This is a genomic window from Streptomyces durhamensis (assembly GCF_000725475.1).
Classification (GTDB): domain Bacteria; phylum Actinomycetota; class Actinomycetes; order Streptomycetales; family Streptomycetaceae; genus Streptomyces; species Streptomyces filipinensis.
Window position 1 is genome coordinate 26,692 of record NZ_KL647047.1, and the last position, 20,185, is coordinate 46,876.

The window sequence follows — 20,185 nt, forward strand, 5'->3', positions numbered from 1 at the left end:
GAGCAGGTCGTAGGTGTACGTCTGCCAATACGGTGCCGGGCCGCCGACGGTCTTCGTCTTCACCGGATCGGTGCCGGTCTGCACCGACCCGGTCGCGCAGCCGCCAACCGCGCCCACAGGGCTGGGGCCTGTCCAGCCAATGGTGTAACTCGGGTGGTGTGAGTTAGCGGCGGCCGACGGAGAGTCGGCCGTCGAAGGCGATGTCGAAGGCCTGCAGGGCGGGCTTCCAGCGCATGGTCCAGCGTTTGCGTCCCTGGCCAGTGGGGTCCAGGCTCATGACGGCCATGTAGACGCATTTGAGGGCTGCGGCCTCGTTCGGAAAGTGCCCGCGGGCTCGGACGGCTTTTCGTATGCGAGCGTTGACCGACTCGATGGCGTTGGTGGTGCCGACGACACGGCGGATCTCGGTGTCGAACTGGAGGAAGGGCACGAACTCGGCTCAGGCGTTCTCCCAAAGTCGCACGATCGCCGGATACTTGGCGCCCCACTCCTCCTGGAATTCCAGGAGCCGGTCTTCCGCCGCGCTCGCTGTCGGAGCCGTGTAGACAGGCTTGAGTGCGCGGGAGATCTTGTCCCAGTCCTGGCGGCCCGCGTAGCGGAACGACGCCCGGATCAGGTGAACCGCGCAGGTCTGCGTGACTGCCTGGGGCCAGACCGCCGAGATGGAGTCGGGCAGGCCCTTGAGCCCGTCACAGACGACCATGCATACATCCTCGACTCCGCGGTTCTTGATCTCGGTCAGCACCTGGAGCCAGTATTTGGCGCCTTCGCCGCCGTCGCCGGCCCACAGGCCGAGGATGTCCCGCGGGCCGTCCACCGTGACCGCCAGGGCGACGTAGATCGGCCGGTTCGCCACCTGCCCGTCGCGCACCTTCACGTGCACGTCGTCGATGAAGATCACTGAGTAGACGGGGTCCAGCGGCCGGTTCTGCCACTCAGCCATCCCATCCATGACCTTGTCGGTGATGGTCGAGATGGTCTGCTTGGACACGCTCGCGCCGTAGACCTCGACCAGGTGGGCGGAGATGTCACCGCGCGTCAGACCGCGCGGACAGCGACAGGACCATCTCGTCGATGCCGGTCAGCCGCCGCTGGCGCTTCTTTACGACATGCGGTTCAAAGCTGCCGTCGCGGTCACGCGGCACCGTGATCTCCGCCGGACCCACCTCGGTCAGCACGGTCTTGGACCGGGCCCCGTTGCGGCTGTTGCCGCTGCCGGCACCGGCGGGTCGTGCTTCTCGTAGCCAAGGTGGTCGGTGATTTCGCCTTCGAGGGCGGACTCCAGCACGCGTTTGGTCAGCTGCTGCAGCAGCCCGCCCTCGCCGGTCAGTTGGAGGCCGCTCGCGCGGGCCCGGTCAACCAACTGCCCGATCAACTGATCGTCCAGCGCGACCGTCGGCAACTCCGCCAGCCGGACCTCTTCAACCGCCTCGGCAGAGACAGTCACGTCGCTCATCAGGTGCTACTTCCATGATCGGGAGTTACACCGAAGACCGTACAGACCCCTTTCCGGGCGAGGTTGGAGGATCACGGGCGGACCTGCCGATTACCTGCGGCCAGAGCTGGGCCTATGCCACCGTGCGCCCCGGTTCTCCGTGAGTCCTCGTCTCCTCTGGCCGGCGGCCACCGCTACGCTAGGGCTAACGATGTGGAGGGGCTCATATGCTCGGCCAAATCATGCTCTGGTTGTCCGCGGTCGCCACTGATGGGCAGGGTGATCCGCAGTGAACGTCGTCTGGGCCCAGCTTTTGTAGTCGAATGGCGTGAGTGACAATCAGGTGTCTACCCGTCAGAGAGTGAGAGCGCCCGATGAAGCCGCCGTTCTGCCCCATATGCCGCGTCTCCTGGAAGCATTCAGGCTTTGCATACGAGGACTTCACTCTCGTGAGCTTCCGGCCCACAAAGACGTATCCGGCTGACTGGGACGGTCACCCCGAACACTGCGTGTGGTTCTGCCCCTCCCATCTGCCCCTCACGGAGGGCCTGACGCACCTGCCAGCCTCGGAAGCCCTGGCCCACATCCGGGCAAACCTGCGTCAGATGACAGACCAGGAAACCTAGGAGCGGCCCAGGAGCGCGACCGCATGAAGACTCAGGACATCAGACACAGTGGCCACTCACAGAAGTTGAGCCAGAGCCAAAAACGCGATCGTCGACAGTAACGAGGTGACCCTGGAAATCCTCACCGCCTTCGGCTACGCACCTTGCTTGAGGCGTGCGATGGTCGAAGGCAGTTCACAAAAACAAGCAGGTCAGCGACCTGCGTGGATCGCTCCGGCGCTACAAATGGTGTGGGGAGCTACCGGGTTCAGGTGGCTGTCGCCGCCATGCGGCGGGCGGCTGCGGCGCGGGTACGGGCGATGTCGGTGGGGTGAATGCCGTAGCCGGCCGGGTTGAGGTTGATCAGGTCGCGGTGCAGACGGCGTATCCGCAGGGCCAGGTCGAGGCGGAGGCGGGGGCGCTTGTCGCGGACCTCGGCGACGGTGCGTGGGTTGACGTCCAAGCGGTGGGCGAGTGTGGTGGCGGGCCATCCGGCCCGGGCCAGGTCGGCCAGCAGCCAGGATGCTTCCGCGGAGTCCGTCAGGCCGGGGGCGCCGGGGGTGCGGCGGTGGGGGAGCGGGATGCCGAGGATGGCGTCCGCGGAAGTACGGGCGATGTCCGGGGCCGTGGCGTCGTGCGCCGGGGTCCGCAGGACACGGCGGACCAGGGTCACGGACAGGCCGGCCCGGTCGGCGATGTCCTGCGCGGACATGCCCCACTCGCGCAGCCGGACCGCCCACCGAGCGGCGGCATGCGGCGGCACACGGGCGGACAGCCCGCGCGCGCGGTCCTCGTCGCGCCGGCGGCGGGCACGCAAGGCTGCCTGGCGGCACTCAGCGCGGGCGCAGCCGTAGTCAGCGCACGACGCCTGGCCGTGACGGACCGTCGACCGCCGCGGCCGACGCTGCCGCGCGACCGGCACGGCGACGGAAGCGGACTGCTCCCCGATGAGTGGCATGACGATTCCTGCTGCGAGTTCGGTGTGACGGCCAACGCTACGCGCCCCCACCGACACAACACCCCTGCTACGCACCGCGTGCGAGGCCCACAGGCCCGGACAGCAGCGCATGCCGCGCCCCTCTCCCCAGGCCGGTCGAGACGACAGCAACGTAACCGCCGGACCGTGCGGCCAGGTTGGCCATGCGATGGGTCAGCGGCGCTTCCCGAGAGACGGTAGGCCGCCAGGGACAGTCCGCACACTGCTCCCCACCCGTACGACGCGCGCCGGTTGTCTGGTGGCCGACTTCTCCGACGTGGCTTTGTCGGACTCGGCCTTCCTGGCAGCCGCCTGGCGCGCCATGAGACCGGCCATCAGGCCGGACCGCATCTTCATGTCAAGGGGGTTCACGGAGGCGGCCCGCACCCGGATCCGGACCTGGCCCGGACCCGGCTCCGGCGGGGCGACCTCGGACAGTCGCAGCACTTCGGGCGTGCCGTACTCGGCGAACGTGATCGCTTTGGACATGGGGGACTCCAAGGTAGAAGTGGGTGACGAGGAAAGCCGCCGCGCGTTTCTCCGACTTACTGTGCGGCTGCCTCGGCGGCCTCGCCGCTCAGGCGGTGAGGGTGGGGTAGTCGGTGTAGCCGCGGTGGTCGCCGCCGTAGAAGGTGGCCGGGTCCGGGGTGTTGAAGGGACCGCCGGCGGCGAGGCGGCGCGGCAGGTCGGGGTTGGCCAGGAACAGCGCGCCGTAGGACACCATGTCCACGCTGCCGTCCTCGATCAGCTTCAGGGCGTCCGGGCCGGTGGCGTCCGGGTAGGTGAACGGGTTGAGGACGAACGTGCCCGGCCAAGCGCTGCGCAGCGACGCGGTCAGGTCGCGGTCCGGACCCTCCAGCAGGTGCAGGTAGGCGAGCTCTAGACCGGAGAGTCGGTCCAGCAGCGTGGTGTAGACCTCGCCCGGGTCGTCCTCGGACATGTCGTTGTACGGGTTTCCGGGCGAGATCCGCAGACCGACCCGGTGGCTGCCGATCGCCTCGGCCACGGCCGTGACGACCTCGACGGCGAACCGGATCCGGCCCTCGGTACCGGCCCCCCAGGCGTCGGTGCGCCGGTTGGTGTCGGGCGCGAGGAACTGGTGGATCAGATAGCCGTTGGCGCCATGGATCTCCACGCCGTCGAACCCGGCCTCGACCGCGTTGCGGGCCGCGGTGGCGAATTCGGCGATCGTCTCCCGGATCTCCAAATCGCTCAGCTCCCTCGGCGTCACGAAGTCCTTCGGCCCCTCGTGGGTGTAGACCTGGCCCTTGGCGGCCACCGCGGACGGCGCCACCGGAACGAGACCGTCGGGCAGCAGGCTCGGGTGGCCGACACGGCCGGTGTGCATCAGTTGGGCGAAGATCACGCCGCCCTCGCGGTGCACGGCGTCCGTCACCGTCCGCCACGCCCGCACCTGCCCGTGCGTGTGCAGACCAGGGGTGTCGGGGTAGCCCTGGCCGAGATGACACAGCCCGGACCCGAGGCCGAGCAGGGTCTCGTGGAGGCGGAGCAGACGGCCACGGTCCCGGTGCCGGGTGCGGCAAGCGGGGGTCCGGTCAGTCACGCGATCTTCCGCCTGGCCCGCCTGCACCGCATGTTCGCGGGGCAGCTGCTGCGCCGGATCGGTCTGCATCCGGGCCAGGAGCTGGTCATGATGCACCTGTGGGAGCTCGGTCCCCAGCGCCAGGCAGACCTGGTGCGGCTGATGGATTCCGACGCCGCCACCATGACGAGGACCGTCCGGCGGCTGGAGCAGTCCGGCTTCGTCCGCCGCCGCCCCTCGCCCACCGACCGACGCGCCTCACTCATCGAACCCACGGTTGCCAGCCATGCCCTGCGCCGCGAGGTCGAGCGCGTCTGGAGCCAGCTCGAGGACATCTCGACGGCGGGTCTCTCGGACGAGGAGCGCACCGCGACCCTGCTCACTCTGGAACGCCTGGAGCAGAACCTCGTCCAGGCCGCCGCCGAGACGTCGGGGGCGGACGCGGATCGCTAGCACCTCAGCGGCGGAAGGAATGGGGGTGCCTCCCGTTGCCGATCCAGGCTGTCAGGCAGGCTCGCGGACCGGAGCGTCGGAGACCTTGCTGCGGGGAACCACGAAACCGGGGCGGGCGGCGGCGAGTCCGGCCACTGTCTCGGGCACGACGAGGAGCAGCAGGAGAAGAAGCGGGATGTTCCATCCGCCGGTGAGGGTATGGAGCAGGCCGACACCGAGGGGGCCGGTGGCCGCGAGGAGATATCCACAGGTCTGGGCCATGCCGGACAGCCGCGCAGCGGTGATGGGGTCCGGGGTGCGCAGGGAGATCAGCGTCATGGCGAGGGGGAAGGCGCCGCCGGTGGCGAAACCGAGGATGACCATCCACAGCCAGCCGGCCTGGGGGACGAGGAAGATCCCGGCCAGGCCGGCGACTTTCGCGCCCACCACGGCGGCGACGAGGCCCCGTTGATCGGACAGACGGGCGGCGGTCGCGGGAACGGCGAGCCCGAAGGGGATACCGAGAGTCAGCAGGACGGAGAGCATCGTCCCGGATTCCGCCGCTGAAAACCCTTGGCCCTGCATGATCTCGGGCAGCCATGCCGTGAGCGTGTAGAACAGCAGCGACACGATCCCGAGGAACGCCGCCACCGCCCACGCCAGCGGTGAACGCGACAGCCGGGCCCCCTGGGCACGTACCGCTGCCGCGGGGGACGGCGGGGGTCGTCGCGTGTTCGTGCGAGCGAGAGATCCCCAGACGGCGGTGGCGAGGGCGGCGGGGACGGCCCAGACGGCAAGGACGGCGCTCAGCCCGCCGGCGTGGTCCAGGGGGAGAGCAGCGGCGGCGGCCACGGCGCCGGAGACGGCCATCAGCATCATCACCAGTCCGGTCAGAGACCCGATCCGGCCGGGAAAGCGCTGTTTGACGACAGCGGGGACGAGGACGTTTCCGGTGGCGATTCCGGCACCGGTCAGGATCGTCCCGGCGAACAGCGCGGCCGGGGCGGCGACGGAGCGAACCAGGACACCGAGGAAGACGAGGAGCAGCGCGGCGGTGATGGTCTTCTCCGACCCGAAACGTGCGCCGAGCGGTGGGGCGACGGCGGCGAAGACGCCGAGGCAGACGATGGGCAACGCGGTCAGCACGCTGGTGGCGGCCGACGAGAGGTGGTAACTGCTGCGCAGCGGTTCGAGAACGGGCCCCACGCAGGTGATCGCGGCCCGCAGATTCACCGCGAGCAGCATGAGTCCGATGAGGTACCGCGCCTGAAGCGGGCGGGTACGCGTGGTGTGCATGAAGTGAATTCCCCCGTGGAAAAGGTGAAGCGGCTCCCCCTGGTGTGCGAAGGAGAGCCGCTCGTGGCGTCAGCCGTGGGTATCAGTGGTCGATGTGGTGCGGGTCAGTGCTGGACCGGGCAGGTCAGTGCCACTCCAGGCGTACCGAATGTGGACGCGTCGTCCCCGAGAAGGCCGAGGAGTTCCTGCGACAGCAGGTCTTCGCGGCCCTTGAGCGCGTTGGCCACCTTCTGGTCGGCGGAGAAGACCATCTCCGCCGCGATGTTGTCCTGGACGATCCGGGCGAGGTTCTCCAGCCCGACACCGATCGGGTCGGTGACGGGAAGCTGGTCGCAGACGATGTCGATCAGGTGGGTGCCGACGCGGTCGGCGTCCATGAAGTGACGGATGATGATGGTGTTCTGGTTCAGGACCGACGTCGTCCACATCGAGTACACCAACGTGTACAGGTCATGCCACTTCGCGGCGCCCAGCTGGTTCTTCCAGCGGGTGAGAAGGGCGGTGACACCGTCGATCTGGGCTTTGGCGGCGAAGTACATGTTGGTGCGGATGTCGCCGTACACGGCGCCGGTGAAGTCCTCGAACTTCTTCATCGAGAACGACCGCGTCCGCACCGCCTCCGCTATGAACTCCGAGGCGCCGTCGAGGATGTGCGCGTTCGATTTGACGAGCTTGTCCGGCAGGTCGGCGTCCTCCAGCACGGCGCGGCCCGCGGCGAGTACGTCGCCCCACTGGCGCAGGGGTTCCACCCAGTCCTCGGAGCCGGGGCCGTTGAAGGACACCATCTCGAGGTCGTGGGCGTCCATGTCCCCGGCTTTCTGGTGCCAGTCCGGGACGCGCTTGTTGAGGTAGGGGGCGATGACGGAGAACGTGCCCAGCGGGACGTGGGCGATGGACTTGGCGAGCTGGAAGATCTGGTCGACCGGGTAGACCTGCTCGATGACCTGGCCGTTTTCCACGAGCCAGTAGGTACCGCCCTCAGGGCCGTTGGCGACGACGATGACCGGCGCGAGGTGCTTTTGCAGTTCGTCCTTGAGGGCTTTGTACCGCGTACGCATACCCGCGTTGACGGCGAGGATCTTCGCCCGCGCGTCGGTGACGGAAACCGCACCCGCGACCGGTGCGGCGGAAGCCGGGGATGAGGAGAGATTGGTCAGGAGTGCTGTCGCCCCGACGGCGGTCGCGCCGCCGACGAAGGATCTTCGAGATGTCACTGTGTGCCTTTCCCCCGGAAGGGTGCCTTTTCTTGTGAATCGCGCCCAACGCAAAGGACGCTACTGCCCCAACTGGCAAGAAAACAACGGAAGATGGCACAGTGCTCTCACATACGTGCTGTGCGAACAAATAAACCGGAACGGAGCGTTTCGGAATTAGGCGCGAAAAAGGGCGCCCGGGCCGGAGCCCGAGCGCCCTTGAGCGGCGCGGCCGTAAGGCCGGCGCCTTACTTCAGGTCAGAAACGGAGGGTGCCACCACGCCGTAGAGTTCCGTGATCGTCGCCAGGGCGCCGTCGTGGATCTGCTGGGCGCTCAGCGTGGTGCCGGCCGCCTTCGCCGTGGGAAGGGAGCGCGTCGCGCAGGCGCTGGCGACGACGGTCGGACGGTCGCCCCGCAGGAATGCGCCCTGGGCGGTGAACAGTACGCACATGTTGGTCATGAACCCGGCGAGGATGACGTCCTTGCGGCCGGTCTTCTCGACGAGCTCGCCGAGGTCGGTGTTGTGGTAGGCGTTGGGGACGCTCTTGACGACAACCGCCTCACCCTCGATCGGGGCGACGTCCGGGTGGATCCGGCCGCCCTCGGAGTTGGTGTCGTAGCCCGCCTCCTGGACGTGGATGACCGGGGCGCCCGCCTCGCGGGCGGCGGCGAGGAGCTTCTTGCCCTCGGCGATGGCCTCGGCGTAGCCGTCCAGCTCCATGACGCCGCCGGTGTAGGTGTTCTGGTAGTCGATCAGGATCACCGTGGCGTCGGCCAGTGAAGCGGGCGTCTCGTCGAAGCCGTTCAGCTCGCGCAGGGTCGTCGTACCCATGGGGAACCACCTTAGAGATTCGGACTGGTTGTCGCGCCATGCAGTGAGGAGTGCACGCCCCGGCGGACCGGCGGGTGCTGCCCCCAGACGTTGACGACGCTAACACAGTTCGTAAGCGAAGCTATCAAGGTTCGGTGTTTCCCCAGACCTCCGGCGTGATATTCCCAGCTCAGATGCTGTAAGCGGTGATTGCCTCAGCTGTTAGCATGAACGCATGACCACGGCACGCGAGCGCATCCTGGAAGCGACCACGGAACTCCTCGCCGGCAAGGACGCGCTGGCGATCTCGACCCGTGCCATCTGCGAACGGGCCAAGGTCGGCGGCCCTGAGATCTACCGCCAGTTCGGGGACAAGCAAGGGCTGCTCGTCGCGGTGGCCGACATCGGCTTCGAACGCTTCCTGGCCCACAAGAGGCGCAATCCGCGCACCGCTGACCCGGTGGCGGACCTGCGTACGGCCTGGGACAGCCATGTCACGTTCGCCCTGGCCAACCCGCACCTGTACCGGCTGATGTTCACACCGACGGGGGAGCCCAAACCGCAGGCGATCAAGGAAGCGCAAGCGTTGCTCCTGGCGGCGCTGCAGCGCTGTGGCGATGCCGGACGACTGCGCATGCCCCCCGAACTGGCAGGCCAGTCGATCCTGGCCGCCAACGTGGGGGTGTGCCTGATGATGCTGTCCTTCCCCGAACAGTTCGGGGGGCTGGACATCTCCACGTCCGTGCGCGACGCCGTGATCGGAAAGGTCACCGGCGACGAGCAGGAAGACACCCGGATCAGCGCCGCGACGGTCCTGGCCCGCGCGCTGGCCGGCACCCTCACCGGAACGGCGCCCATGGACAGCGCCGTCATCGACAGCGTGGCCCGCGCACTCCGGTCATAGCCGACCGGCGGCGGGTTCTTGACACCGGGTGACTTGACCGTGGTCGTCGTCGCGGTGCGGCCAGGGCAGCGAGTGCGGCCACAGGAGGAGACCACCCAGCGAGCTGTCCCGGGCGCCGGGATCGCCTGCTCGTGGATGCGGACAAACGATGTCCTTGCCGCGGCGAACGGCAGCGTGACGGTCGAGTGTGCCACCCGTCCCGAGCGGCGGGCACCGGCCTCGGCTCAAGCCGCAGCGGTCAGCGGGACGGCGGCCTCCCAGACGAAATCGTCCGGATCGCTGCAGGGGCCGGCAGCGCCGGAGAGCACGAGCCGGTGCGATCCGGTGCCCTCGGCGGAAACGCCCACGTCCTTCGCCAGAGCGCGGCGCTTGTACAGAGCGAGCTTGACGTGGCCCGAGTCCGTGGCGAACTCGACGTACTTGCCGCCGAAGCTCTTACCCACGCTCAGGCCCCGATCGGCGTAGAACCGCTTGCTGGCCTTCACGTCCTCGACACCCAGCAGGAGCACGAACTCGTCGAATTCCCGGGTGACCGGGCCGGTGTCCTTCTTGGCCGACGTCGCGATCTTCACAATGGTGCCGTCCGGGGCCTGGACGACCCCTCCGTACCCCCACAGCGACTTCGAGGCGGCCTTGAGGGGGGTGGCACCCGCGTCGACGGCGGCATCGATGAGGGCGTCGACGTTGCCCGGCTGGGACACCACCAGCGACAGCGTGAAGCCGCGGAAGCCGGTCGTAGGGTCCCCGGACGGGCGCAGGCGCACGTGCGGGGAGTCCGGTCCGAGGACGGTGGAGTAGAAGCGGGTGGCGGCCGTGAGGTCGGCCACCTCCAGGACGATGGCATCGATGGAGTTCATGCCTTCGACGGTAGGGGCGGCCGGGTGGCCGACGCTTCTCGAAAACTGACCGGTTCTGGCCGACAGCCGGACCGCGCATCCCTGCTGCACGGCCGCCAGGGAGCGCCTTGCCGATCCGGAAGGCGCGGGCGCAGCAGAGGCGCTCGAAGGTGCCGTCGGCGGCCCGGCGAGCGAACCGTCCGCGGACGGTCTGCCACGGCCGAACCGGGCGGGCCCTCCGCGCCTAGGCGCCGCCGTCCGGGGCGGACGCCCGGGCCGTGCGGCGGAAGGCGGTCCGGTAGGCGCTCGGCCGATGGCCGGTGCGGCGGGCGAAGAGGGCGGCGAAGGTGCCGGGGTCCTGGTAGCCGACGGCCGCGGCGACGGAGGCGACCGTGCGGTCGGTGGTCTCCAGAAGATGGCGGGCGCGCCGGACCCGCGAGTCCTGCAGATGGGCCAGCGGGCTGCGTCCGGTCTCCTCGGCGAAGCGGCGCAGCAGGGTGCGGGTGCTGACCCGGAAGGCGTCCGCGAGTGCGGCGAGGTCGTACCGCTCGGCGAGGTTCTGGTCGAGTCGTCGCATGACCTGTTGGGAGAACTCCCGGCCGGGCTGGGGGAGGAGCCGCTGGTCGACGTACGGGGCCTGAGAGGTCCGCGCGTCGTCGACGAGCGTCAACCGGGCGGTGGTGCGGGCCACCCGGGCGCCGTTGTGCCGGCGGATCAGGTCCAGCGCGAAGTCGTACATGGCGCTGAAGGCGGCTGTGGTCGTCACCCCCGTGTCGGTGACGACCAGGTGTTCGGGCCGTACGTCGGCGTCCGGGCAGCGCCTGGCCAGCTCGCCGGCGTAAAGCCAGGAGGTGGTGGCCCGACGCCGGTCGAGGAGCCCGGCCTCGGCGAGCAGGAACGCGCCGACGCAGAGGGAGACGACCGCGGTGCCGGCGGCGGCCTGCGCCCGGATCGCCGCGATCTCGGGGGCGAGCCGGGCGAACCGCGCGTCGAGGTCCGAATCCGGCCGCAGTTCGAAGCCGGGGACCACGAGGACGTCGACCTCGTGCAGGGGACGCACGTCCAGGCTCGCGCCGCCCGAGGCGGTGACCCGGCGGCGGGGCGAGACGACCGACACCCGGTAGCCGGGCGCGTCCGGTCCGGCGACGTGCCCGGCCATCGTCAACAGGTCGGGAACCCCGAACACTTCGGACGCGAAGCAGTCCGGGTACGCCAGGACCCCGACCCGCAGCGCACCCGGTCCGGCGCCCGCACCCGCCCCGTCCTGCGTCTGTCGCGCCGCCTCCGCCATCGCTTGCGTACCCCCTGTCCCCGGGCCCGGTCCCCGACCGCGCCCCGCTCGCCTCCCGCGCGTGTGGCGAGATTACCCCCGGCCTTGGCGATCCCGCCCCTCACCCGGCGGCAGGCCCCGGGACCAGGCTGGCCCCATGAGCGACAGCGATCCGATCACCGACTTCACCCGCCGGAGCATGACCGTGGAGGGGGTGGCGAAGACGGTGTACGTGGCCGGGGCGGGGCCCGCGGTCGTGGTGCTGCCCGAGATGCCGGGCATCAGTCCCGACGTCCTGCGGCTCGCGCGCTGGGTGCGGGACGCGGGCTTCACCGTCCATGTGCCCTCCCTGTTCGGGACGGACGGCGCCTTCCCCACGGTCGAGGGGGGCCGGGAGGTCGTCCGCCGCGCCTGTGTCAGCGCGGAGTTCCGCGCCTTCGCCGGAGGCGGCACCAGCCCGGTGACGGTCTGGCTGCGCGGCCTGGCGCGCCAGGCCCACAGCGCGTGCGGTGGTCCGGGAGTGGGGGCGATCGGCCTGTGCTTCACCGGCAACTTCGCCCTCACCATGGCCCTGGAGCCGGCGGTGATCGCCCCGGTCGTCAACCACCCGTCGCTGCCGCTCGACGACCCCGGCGGCCTCGAACTCGACGCGGCGGACGCGCGCGCGGTGCGCGACCGGCTCGACCGCGACGGACTCACCGTCCTCGCCTACCGCTTCGAAGGTGACCGCTGGTGCACAGGGCAGCGCTTCGCCGCCTACCGCGCGCTGCTCGGCGACGCCTTCGACGGACGCGTCCTCCCGGACAGCGCCGCCAACCCGGCTCCGCCGCCGTTCTTCGCCGACCTGGTCGGTACCCCGCACAGCGTCGTCACCGCCCATCTCGTCGACGAGGCCGGCCACCCCACAGTCCGGGCCCGCGACGAGATCCTCGCCTTCCTCACCGACCGCCTGCACCCGCACGGGAACCGACCGCTGTCGGCCACCTGACCGGGCCCGGCCCGCCGGCCACCGCTCCCTCGCCACCACTGCCCTCACGGCCGGCAGGCCGGCCAGAACCCGGAGGGGCCGGACTGAGGACTGCACCGGCCGCCTGCGGCACGCAGACGGTCCCGCTTGCCGGCTGCTGTGCGCCGGCGGCTCAGGCTCCTGGGTCCTGGGTCCTGTTAGCGAGCCCACACCGAGGCTGGCAGACTGAATCTGTGGCTCCGCTGATGACCGCGACCGATCAGGCCGCGCCCTCATCACTCACAGGCGCCGGTGTGGTATCGGTCTGCGCACTGCTCTTCACCGTCGCGTCGTTCTGGTGGCTCAACGCCAGACAGGGGCGCTTGAAGACGTGGGAGCCTCATTCCTTCGCAGCGATCATCCACTCGTCCACCGCCCGCCTTCGGCTCCCGCTCGTCCTTCACAACACCGGCGCCAAGCCGATCGTCGTACAGGACCTCATCCTGACCTTCCCTGACGAGCCCGCCTCTCACCTGCCACTGCTGTGGGTGTCCTCACCCTCTCGCCTCCAGCCGGGGCCGGACGAGGACGCGAAGCTGCCGGCCGGATTCGTCGTGCCCGGCAGAGAGGCGCAGCAACTCTTCATCGAGTTCGAGGCACCCTTCTCCGGGTTCCTGCCGGAAGCCCGTGACTACAAGGTCCAGCTGCAGGCAAGGGTCGGCCACCGCAAGGGATGGCGCCGCCTGCTGACGTTCACCCTGCGGGCCGCCAACATCACCGATCCGGATCGCTACACCGTCTACGACAACGCGCCGGTCGAGCTGACGAAGGAAGACCAGAAGAGGGCGGACGCCGCGCTCCTCGAGCTGTTGGGAGGGCAAGAGGAGGACTCCGCTCCAGGCGGCAGGAGACCACGGCGTTCTCCCCATGACGACGACTCCGGCCCGAGCCGCTGACGCAGGACCGGCGGGGGGAACATCAGGGCTACTTCGGTTCGGCCCAGCCTGATGGAGACTGGCCCGAGAGTGCCGGTTACGGGAGCAGTAGAGTGAGGGAGGAGCGAGGGAGGAGTAGTGAGGACGCCGCGCGTACTGCCAACCCTGGACGAGGTCGACACCGGCGATCATGTCTGCCACCTGCTGGGTCCTGCCGACGACGTCATCGGCCGCAGCCGGGCTTTCGTCGCGGACGGTGCGTTGCACGGGGACAAGGTCGTGATCGTCGGTCCCGCCCCGCGGGCGGAGAGCGATTTCGCACCGCTTGTACTCGACCCTGCCCGGTTGCAGGGTTCTCTTCTCTCCGCGGTGCGTCGGGAGGCGGCCACGGCGGACCGGGAGGGGTTCCGCTCCCTCCGGGTGCTGCACCACGTCGTGACGGGCCCTCGCGCGGACCGGAACGGGGAGTGGCTGCGCAGCGAGCTCGATCTTGAGGAGTTCGCCGCCGACACCGGAGCCATGGTGCTCTGCGCCTACAGCGGTGCCGACTGGGACCCGCCGGCTCTGCAGCAGATCAGTTGTGTGCATCCGCATCATCTGGGCAGCCGTCCGGTCTCACCCGCGTTCCGGGTGTACCGAACCGAGCAGGAAGGCTGGACGGTGACCGGGACCGTCGACAGCGACGGCGCGGTGGCCTTCGGCACCATCCTGTGCACCCTCCTCGCTCATACGCCGACGGTGCGTCTGCTCTGTCAGACCCTGGAGTTCTTTGATGCCGCCGGGATGAGCGCGCTGGCCGATGCCGCCAGGCACCTTCCGGATCGCAGGGTCGTCCTGGAAGGCACCAACGAGACCGTGCGGCTCGCCTGGAAGCTGTCCGGCTTCGCAGTCCCCGACGTTCCGGTGGTGATGGCGCCGTGACCTCCTCTTCGTCCACTCGCCTCGAAGGCACCGGATACCGGCACGAGTTGTATCCGTACTCGGGCAGCGATGAGTTCGTCGCGGGCGCTGTGGGTTTCATCCAGGAAGCGCTCGAAGGTGACGAGGCCGTCGTCGTGGCCGTGCCGCAGGAAAAGGCGTCCTTGCTGCGTGCGGAGATCCGTGAGAACGACACCGTGCGCTACGTCGACACCAGCCGGGTGGCGCGTCATCCGGGGCGGCTCATCGCTGCCTGGCAAGAATGGATCAAGGAACACGTCTCGGAGGGGCGCCCCGTCCGCGGCATCGGCGAATCCCCCTGGGACCAGGTCCGCAGTACAGCCGAGGCCGAGGAACTGCGCTACCACGAGTGGCTGCTCAACAGGGCGTTCGCCCAGGGCCCCGCCTGGTGGCTGCTGTGCCCCTACGACGTCGCACGCGACCAGGCCGCCCTGACCGACATGGCACGCTGCCACCCCCAGATCCGCAGAGACGGCCGGACGGTGCTGTCCGAGGACTACGACGCGCACGCAGCGTATAACTTCGCTGCCCTCGCCGACCCCTGCGACCCGTACGACGAGTTCCGCTACACCAGCGGCGACCTGCCCGCACTCCGAGAGAAGATCGCTGCCTGCGCCGAACAGCACGGTTTGACCGGTCAGCGCCTGCGCGAACTGCACCTGGCCGCGACCGAGGTGGCCACCAACAGCATCCGCCACGGCGGCGGACAAGGCGTGCTGCGCACCTGGAGCGAGGAACGACGGCTCGTCTGCGAGTTCCGCGACGCCGGCTACCTGGAGGACCCACTGGCCGGACGCACGATGCCGACCGCGAGGCAGGTGGGTGGACGCGGGCTGTGGCTCGTCCACCAGCTCTGCGACCTTGTCGAGATCCGATCCACACCGGACGAAGGGACCACGATCCGCCTGCACACCGAGCTGCCCGGCTGAGCCCGCCGGTGCCAACGGTCCGCTGACCGCCCCCAGCGCTGAAAGGCACGCGTGACCGGCGTCGCCCCAGGGTAGGCGCGGTGGTGTCGCCGGGCGGCGACAAGCAGAAAGGCGCCGGTAGCACAGGCGTAAGCGATCTGGATGGGAGTCGGTTCTGGATGCTGAGAGTGCTGGTACGGCACGCGGACACGACGGTTGTGCGGCTGCCGACCGAGGTGGACTACGGCAACGCTTCCGACATCGGCGCCCGGTGCGAAGACCTGATCAAGGAAGGCTGCGGCACCCTCGTGCTCGACGCCTCCGACGTGCAGTACCTCGACTCCTCGGGCGTCAGCATGATCATCACGCTGTCGTGCGCGCTCGACAACCATGCGGGCACCCTGCGCCTCGCCGCCCTCAGCGACCATTACCAGCAGGTGTGGCGCCTCCTCGGCCTCGACACGCTGCTCCCCGTGTTCCCCACAGTGCGCGCCGCGCTCGACAGGCGCGTCACAGGCGCCTGTGCCGACATTTCGGAGCCACTCGACCACGCTTGACCCAGACAAACGGCATGTGGACGAGCCGCTCGCCTGGACGGCCCTGCCGTACGCGGCCACGCCCCGCACCGATCTGTCCTGTCCGACACACCGTCGGAACAAGCGTCAAGACACAGCAAGCTCTCGGCGTGATGCACTTCGGAAACAGGTCGAGCGGACCTGGATGCACCTGCGGAATTAGAAGAAAGCGCAGTTCAAAGCCCCTTTGTCGCAGGCTCCAAAATAGCCACGCACGCCACGTGCGACGTCATGGGAAAGACGTCACAAGGTGTGTGGACGGGAGAATCTGCTGATCCCGTGGCCGTCATATTGCTGCTCGGGCGGCAGGTCAGCTGCTGAAGGCGCTGCGGGTTTTACCTCGTGCACATCGGCGTCCGCCCCGGACGCCTGCCCGGGTGTGGCTCAGGCGTCGATGATGACGGGGAGAATGAGGGGCTGGCGGCGGTGGGTGCGGTACGCCCAGTTCGCCACGGCGCGGGCGAGGAGCTGTTCGAGTTGGCGGGCGTTCCCGACGCCTTCCTCGGCCGCGGTGGCCAGGGTCTTCTCGATGACGGGGATGACCGGCTCGAAGTGGCGTCGTCGTGTACGAAGCCCCGGGCCAGGAAGTCGGGGGCCTCGGCGAGGGCGCCGGTGTCAGCGTCGACGATCGCCACCACCGTGACCACGCCTTCGGCGGCGAGGGTGGGAGGTACGGGGCGTAGGCGGCGTCACCGGCCCCCCGTGCGCAGGTCAGCACAGTGTCCGTCGCTGCTCAGGAACCAGGACAGTGCGGCGACCCGTGCGCGCACGGGTGGCAGCCGTGCCCTTACGAACCCGTCCTCACGGCAAGGACCAACTGGCCGATGCCTCCCACCACCACCGTCCGAGTCGTGCCCGGATTCGTTCGATCACAGGTCAATGCTCGAACGCCCCCATTATTGGGATGCTTGTGTGTGCCACCTCGGCCGGGGTCAGACACTCGTCCATGCTTCGATGAAGGCGTCACGTCCGGCCGCATCAGGCGACTTGTGGTCCGCGTGAAGGACGCGCCAGGCGGTGAGTTCCAGGTCCCGGAGCCAAAGTTCGCCGATGACCTGTGTCTTGAGATCAGGGAGGTGGTCGGACTCGGCGAGCGCCTGGCCGATCACCTCTGCGGCCGCAACGCGCTGGGGAGGCGTCATCTCGTCTACGGCCGAGAGGATCTGTCCGGCCAGACCGGTTCCCTCTCCGGCCAGCGAACGCAGCACCAGGTCCTTGATATTGGTCGGCAGCAGGTAGGCGGTGCCCGAGGATCTCCACAGGTTCGACCAGAAGCGTTCTCCCGCGTCGGTGGGGGCGGGGAGCGCAGCCAGCAGTCCGAGGAGATGCGCGGTGGCCGCGTAGCCATCGGAGTGAGCCGCCGCAAGGACCGCTATGCCGGCGACACGCTCCACGTCGAAACGGTCGGCTTCGAACTGTGAGGGCAGCCCCAATCTCTGTTCCAGCTCATCTGCGAGGGGGGTGGATGCGTGGGAGGGGAACTCGGGAAGCATCGGCGGTCCTTGGGCGTAGGTGGGCGGAGATACGCGCTCGGGAACCTTGGTCCTTCCCATGGCCAGGCGGCTTACACGGCTTCCGCGGGTCCAGTTGGTGGCGAGATCGACTTCGAGGGACGCTGTCACGGGCAGGCTCTTCTCGCGGATGTCGCAGCTGCCGTACTTGGCGATCCAGTGCGGGATTTTGCCCTCGAGTAGCCGTTCATCGAGTGCGGGGTGGCGACGGTGAAGTCGCCCAGTTCCTCGCGGACGACGTCGGCGGGCGGCGGTTCGGGAAGGCCCCGCCGCACGGCCGTGCTGCCTGCCGCGTGGTGGGCGGGGGCCGATCCGCTGGAGGACCTTAATCCCCTCTGCGCTCAGCGAGCGAAGACGTCTGCGGTGTTCCTATGCCGCGCTCGCCCGGGAGTTGAGCTGTCGTGCCCGCCCGTGCGCTGGTGGTCCACTCCACGCGCCGTCCGGGGCCGGTGGTGCAGGCCACCGCCCTCGTGGAGACTGTGCAGCGCAAGCGATACCAAGATCCCGCCCCGAAAGGATCACCGCGGTATGCGTCAACGCACCCCCGCAGTGGTAGCCGTCGGCGTCGTCCCCCTGCTTCTGGTGCTCGGCCTGGCCGAGCCCGTCTCCGCGGCTGGACCCGCGGCAGGCCCGGCGAGCGGGACCTGTATCGGGCGCATCCACTACACCTTCAGCCCGTCCCTCAGAGTTACCCCTCGCCCGACGACCATCCGTTGGCCGGGCGCGACTATGCCTGTTCCTCGCTCCCGCCCAAGCCGCAGAACTGGCACGACACTTTCGAAGGCATGCGTGTGTACGAGTGGACCGGCACCGTCACTGGCGGGACGTGGTTCGTGGTCCACCACTTCAACGGCCATGGCGTGTACAGCCCGTTGGCGAACGGAAAGCTCTGTCTGGCTGGCGGCGAGGTCGACCACGACGACGGCACGGCAGCGGACCCGTTCCTGCCTCTGGGACGAGCGGTGGGCCGGGCCGCCGACAGAGCCATCAGAGCTGTAAGGGGCTGCCCGGCCTACGGTCAGCCTTCAGCACGATCTTTCGGTCTCCTAGGAGGGCTGGGCGTGGGGATGTTCTTCGAGCAGAGCCGGGAGTGGCTGCGCGAGCTGGGGGTGCCCGACCGGGATCCCGACACCAACACGTTGGTGTCGGGTGGGACGTTCGCGGACGGTCGCCACTGGAGGTTCGAGGCCCCGACGGTCAACACCGTGCAGGCCGTGGAGACCCTGCTGTGCGAGAGCGCGAAGCGCGGATTCACCATCAACCGGGTCACCGAGACCTTCGGCCTGAGCCGGCACACCCTCGGCGAGATCTGCGACTATGTCGCCCTCGGCCGTGAGCACGGGGCGCAGATCCTCATGTCGGTGGGCCCACGCGCCATCTACGACATCGGTGCGACGGTGCAGACCCAGGAGGGAGTGCGGATCGGCTACCGGCTGCGCGGCCAGGAGCAACTCGTCCGCGCACTGGAGGACGTCCAGCGGGCGGTCGAGGCGGGGGTACGCGGTTTCATCCTGCACGACGAGGGCCTGCTGTCGGTCCTGTCCCGGCTGCGGGCCGCGGGGAAGATCCCGGCGGACACCCATCTGAAGATCTCCGCGCACTGCGGGCTCGGCAATGGCGCATCGGCCCAGGTGCTGGAGCGCCTCGGGGCCGACAGCCTCAACCCGGTACGCGATCTGACACTTCCGATCATCGCAGCGCTGCGGCAGTCCGTGCGGATCCCGCTGGACGTGCACGTGGACAACACGAAGACGTCGGGCGGTTTCATCCGGACGTACGAGGCACCGGAGTTCGTCCGGGTCGCCTCCCCGGTCTACCTCAAGACCGGCAGCAGCGCCCTGGCCGGCCACAGCACCCGGGCAACGCAGGAGCAGACCGAGGGCATGCTCCGGCAGATGGAGATCACCGCGGAGTTCATGGCGCGCCACTACCCGCAGGCCTGCCAGAGCCCGGCCGAGGCTCCCACAGGCTCTGGAACAACTCCACCTTCGGCAGCAGCACCGACGATGCCGTGATCCCAGGCCGCTCTGCGCCTGTCTGAAACAAGGAAGTCGAGCCGGGCTGGCGCCGGCGCCGGGTCTGGGCCTGAGCGCGGCGACCGCGGCCGTCTCGGCGGTCAGGCTGTGCATCGGCGGGCTGTGGTGATGAAGGTGTGAAGGACCGCCTGGGCGGTGGGGAGCCGGTTTTGCGCCTGCCGCCACACGAGGGACCGGGGGCCGTCGAGCACTTCCGAGGTGATCTCCTGCCCGCGGGTGGCGGGCAGGCAGTGCATGGCCACCGCCTCGCGGGGAGCATGGGCGAGCAGGGCGTCGTCGACCCGGTAGGCGGCCAGGCGTTCGGTCCGCTCCTCGCGTTCGTGACCTTTGTCCATGGGGACCCATACCTCGGCGTAGACGGCCTGCGCGGCGCCGACGGCCTCGATGGGCTCGGTGGTGAGCGACACGGAACCGCCGGTCTGCGCCATCAGTGAACGGGCCTCCTCGAGGATGTCCTCGTCCGTTTCGTAGCCGGGCGGGGCGGCGATGGTGAGGTGCATGCCGGACGCCGCGCACGCTGCGAGGAACGAGTTGCACGTATTGCTCGTGCCGTCCCCGATGAAGGCCGCGGTCATCCCGGCCAGGGTGCCGAAGTGCTCGCGCAGCGTGAGGAGGTCCGCCAGGGACTGGCAGGGGTGGTGGGTGTTGGACAAGGCGTTGATGACCGGCACCGACGCCGCGTCGGCCATCTGCTCCACCACCGCATGGTCGAAGGTGCGCACCGTGATCGCGTCGAGATAGGACGACAGGACACGGACGGTGTCGCCAACGCTCTCGCCATGACCGAGCTGCAGTTCCCCGCGGTTCAGCACGATGGCCGCCATGCCCAGGCGATGAGCGGCCACAGCCAGGGACACGCGCGTCCGCGTGGAGGGCTTCTCGAAGACGCACCCGATGGCGCCCCCGCGCAGATCGCGCTCCCACCCCAGCGGCTCCTGCTTCATGCCCACCGCCAGATCCAGCAGCTCCACCAGAGTCTGGGGGGCAAGGTCGCTCACGCGCAGCAGATCGTCGGGGACTTTGCCCGTCACCG

Annotated in this window: 17 protein-coding genes and 3 pseudogenes; 8 read left to right on the top strand and 12 right to left on the bottom strand. The window is 69.2% G+C overall.

Going from position 1 to position 20,185, the window contains the following annotated elements; genetic code table 11:
• Positions 1 to 163: 163 nt before the first annotated feature.
• From IO33_RS45600 to IO33_RS0143215, 4 genes and pseudogenes are all read right to left on the bottom strand, one after another.
• Positions 164 to 1,447 (bottom strand): annotated as a pseudogene (locus IO33_RS45600) (IS256 family transposase).
• Positions 1,448 to 2,308: 861 nt separating this feature from the next.
• The gene (locus IO33_RS0143205; RefSeq protein ID WP_031174512.1) at positions 2,309 to 2,998 is read right to left on the bottom strand and encodes a hypothetical protein; all 690 of its coding nucleotides are present in this window, start codon (positions 2,996 to 2,998) and stop codon (positions 2,309 to 2,311) included.
• Positions 2,999 to 3,349: 351 nt separating this feature from the next.
• Positions 3,350 to 3,505 (bottom strand): annotated as a pseudogene (locus IO33_RS49010) (NADP-dependent oxidoreductase); the annotation flags it as partial.
• Positions 3,506 to 3,593: 88 nt separating this feature from the next.
• Complete coding sequence (locus IO33_RS0143215) at positions 3,594 to 4,529, bottom strand: alkene reductase (RefSeq protein WP_245236096.1); 936 nt, start codon at positions 4,527 to 4,529, stop codon at positions 3,594 to 3,596.
• Between IO33_RS0143215 and IO33_RS0143220 the strand changes: the two genes are divergently transcribed.
• Positions 4,479 to 5,012, top strand: coding sequence for a MarR family winged helix-turn-helix transcriptional regulator (locus IO33_RS0143220; RefSeq protein ID WP_031174539.1), 534 nt, complete (start codon positions 4,479 to 4,481; stop codon positions 5,010 to 5,012). The genes IO33_RS0143215 and IO33_RS0143220 overlap by 51 nt on opposite strands.
• A 51-nt stretch (positions 5,013 to 5,063) precedes the next feature.
• Here IO33_RS0143220 and IO33_RS0143225 read toward each other — a convergent pair whose 3' ends face one another.
• From IO33_RS0143225 to IO33_RS0143235, 3 genes are all read right to left on the bottom strand, one after another.
• Positions 5,064 to 6,287 (bottom strand): CynX/NimT family MFS transporter, encoded by a 1,224-nt coding sequence (locus tag IO33_RS0143225; protein ID WP_037687757.1) that lies wholly within the window; start codon positions 6,285 to 6,287, stop codon positions 5,064 to 5,066.
• Positions 6,288 to 6,391: 104 nt separating this feature from the next.
• Positions 6,392 to 7,501 (bottom strand): hypothetical protein, encoded by a 1,110-nt coding sequence (locus IO33_RS0143230; RefSeq protein WP_245236090.1) that lies wholly within the window; start codon positions 7,499 to 7,501, stop codon positions 6,392 to 6,394.
• 227 nt (positions 7,502 to 7,728) lie between these two features.
• Positions 7,729 to 8,313, bottom strand: coding sequence for a cysteine hydrolase family protein (locus IO33_RS0143235; protein WP_031174517.1), 585 nt, complete (start codon positions 8,311 to 8,313; stop codon positions 7,729 to 7,731).
• A gap of 214 nt (positions 8,314 to 8,527) precedes the next feature.
• Here IO33_RS0143235 and IO33_RS0143240 point away from each other — a divergent pair, with 214 nt between their 5' ends.
• Positions 8,528 to 9,196 (top strand): TetR/AcrR family transcriptional regulator, encoded by a 669-nt coding sequence (locus IO33_RS0143240; RefSeq protein ID WP_037687758.1) that lies wholly within the window; start codon positions 8,528 to 8,530, stop codon positions 9,194 to 9,196.
• Positions 9,197 to 9,420: 224 nt separating this feature from the next.
• Here IO33_RS0143240 and IO33_RS0143245 read toward each other — a convergent pair whose 3' ends face one another.
• Together IO33_RS0143245 and IO33_RS0143250 are read right to left on the bottom strand one after the other, a co-directional pair.
• Positions 9,421 to 10,053, bottom strand: coding sequence for a VOC family protein (locus IO33_RS0143245; RefSeq protein ID WP_031174519.1), 633 nt, complete (start codon positions 10,051 to 10,053; stop codon positions 9,421 to 9,423).
• A 223-nt stretch (positions 10,054 to 10,276) separates the two neighbouring features.
• On the bottom strand, positions 10,277 to 11,323 hold the full coding sequence (locus IO33_RS0143250; protein WP_051927326.1) for a GlxA family transcriptional regulator: 1,047 nt from the start codon (positions 11,321 to 11,323) through the stop codon (positions 10,277 to 10,279).
• Between the two features lie 136 nt (positions 11,324 to 11,459).
• Here IO33_RS0143250 and IO33_RS0143255 point away from each other — a divergent pair, with 136 nt between their 5' ends.
• The 5 genes from IO33_RS0143255 (at position 11,460) to IO33_RS0143275 (ending at position 15,587) form a co-directional block, all read left to right on the top strand.
• Positions 11,460 to 12,290, top strand: a complete 831-nt coding sequence (locus tag IO33_RS0143255; RefSeq protein ID WP_031174521.1) for a dienelactone hydrolase family protein — start codon at positions 11,460 to 11,462, stop codon at positions 12,288 to 12,290.
• Between the two features lie 212 nt (positions 12,291 to 12,502).
• The gene (locus IO33_RS0143260; protein WP_157858105.1) at positions 12,503 to 13,204 is read left to right on the top strand and encodes a hypothetical protein; all 702 of its coding nucleotides are present in this window, start codon (positions 12,503 to 12,505) and stop codon (positions 13,202 to 13,204) included.
• A 117-nt stretch (positions 13,205 to 13,321) separates the two neighbouring features.
• Positions 13,322 to 14,104 (top strand): MEDS domain-containing protein, encoded by a 783-nt coding sequence (locus IO33_RS0143265; RefSeq protein ID WP_031174523.1) that lies wholly within the window; start codon positions 13,322 to 13,324, stop codon positions 14,102 to 14,104.
• Positions 14,101 to 15,051, top strand: a complete 951-nt coding sequence (locus tag IO33_RS0143270) for a sensor histidine kinase (protein WP_031174524.1) — start codon at positions 14,101 to 14,103, stop codon at positions 15,049 to 15,051. Before IO33_RS0143265 ends, IO33_RS0143270 begins: the two co-directional genes overlap by 4 nt.
• An 80-nt stretch (positions 15,052 to 15,131) precedes the next feature.
• Positions 15,132 to 15,587: an STAS domain-containing protein gene (locus tag IO33_RS0143275; RefSeq protein ID WP_245236091.1), complete on the top strand. Its 456-nt coding sequence runs from the start codon at positions 15,132 to 15,134 to the stop codon at positions 15,585 to 15,587.
• A 402-nt stretch (positions 15,588 to 15,989) separates the two neighbouring features.
• Here IO33_RS0143275 and IO33_RS49015 read toward each other — a convergent pair.
• Both IO33_RS49015 and IO33_RS0143285 read right to left on the bottom strand, forming a co-directional pair.
• Positions 15,990 to 16,270: pseudogene (locus IO33_RS49015) on the bottom strand (RNase J family beta-CASP ribonuclease); the annotation flags it as partial.
• 267 nt (positions 16,271 to 16,537) lie between these two features.
• Positions 16,538 to 17,098: a hypothetical protein gene (locus tag IO33_RS0143285; protein ID WP_031174526.1), complete on the bottom strand. Its 561-nt coding sequence runs from the start codon at positions 17,096 to 17,098 to the stop codon at positions 16,538 to 16,540.
• 1,085 nt (positions 17,099 to 18,183) lie between these two features.
• On the opposite strand from IO33_RS0143285, the gene IO33_RS0143290 reads away from it, so the two are divergent.
• Positions 18,184 to 19,131: a U32 family peptidase gene (locus tag IO33_RS0143290; RefSeq protein WP_051927327.1), complete on the top strand. Its 948-nt coding sequence runs from the start codon at positions 18,184 to 18,186 to the stop codon at positions 19,129 to 19,131.
• 101 nt (positions 19,132 to 19,232) lie between these two features.
• On the opposite strand, the gene argF is transcribed toward IO33_RS0143290, so the two are convergent.
• Positions 19,233 to 20,183 (bottom strand): ornithine carbamoyltransferase, encoded by a 951-nt coding sequence (gene argF / locus IO33_RS0143295; RefSeq protein ID WP_245236092.1) that lies wholly within the window; start codon positions 20,181 to 20,183, stop codon positions 19,233 to 19,235.
• Positions 20,184 to 20,185 lie beyond the last annotated feature (2 nt).

Excerpts from the sequence above, each read along its gene's own strand:
- IO33_RS0143245 (WP_031174519.1), bottom strand. The coding sequence starts at position 10,053 with ATGAACTCCATCGATGCCATCGTCCTGGAGGTGGCCGACCTCACGGCC.
- IO33_RS0143225 (WP_037687757.1), bottom strand. The coding sequence starts at position 6,287 with ATGCACACCACGCGTACCCGCCCGCTTCAGGCGCGGTACCTCATCGGA.
- IO33_RS0143285 (WP_031174526.1), bottom strand. The coding sequence starts at position 17,098 with ATGCTTCCCGAGTTCCCCTCCCACGCATCCACCCCCCTCGCAGATGAG.
- IO33_RS0143205 (WP_031174512.1), bottom strand. The coding sequence starts at position 2,998 with ATGCCACTCATCGGGGAGCAGTCCGCTTCCGTCGCCGTGCCGGTCGCG.
- IO33_RS0143255 (WP_031174521.1), top strand. The coding sequence starts at position 11,460 with ATGAGCGACAGCGATCCGATCACCGACTTCACCCGCCGGAGCATGACC.
- IO33_RS0143240 (WP_037687758.1), top strand. The coding sequence starts at position 8,528 with ATGACCACGGCACGCGAGCGCATCCTGGAAGCGACCACGGAACTCCTC.
- IO33_RS0143235 (WP_031174517.1), bottom strand. The coding sequence starts at position 8,313 with ATGGGTACGACGACCCTGCGCGAGCTGAACGGCTTCGACGAGACGCCC.
- IO33_RS0143290 (WP_051927327.1), top strand. The coding sequence starts at position 18,184 with ATGTTCTTCGAGCAGAGCCGGGAGTGGCTGCGCGAGCTGGGGGTGCCC.
- IO33_RS0143220 (WP_031174539.1), top strand. The coding sequence starts at position 4,479 with ATGACACAGCCCGGACCCGAGGCCGAGCAGGGTCTCGTGGAGGCGGAG.
- IO33_RS0143250 (WP_051927326.1), bottom strand. The coding sequence starts at position 11,323 with ATGGCGGAGGCGGCGCGACAGACGCAGGACGGGGCGGGTGCGGGCGCC.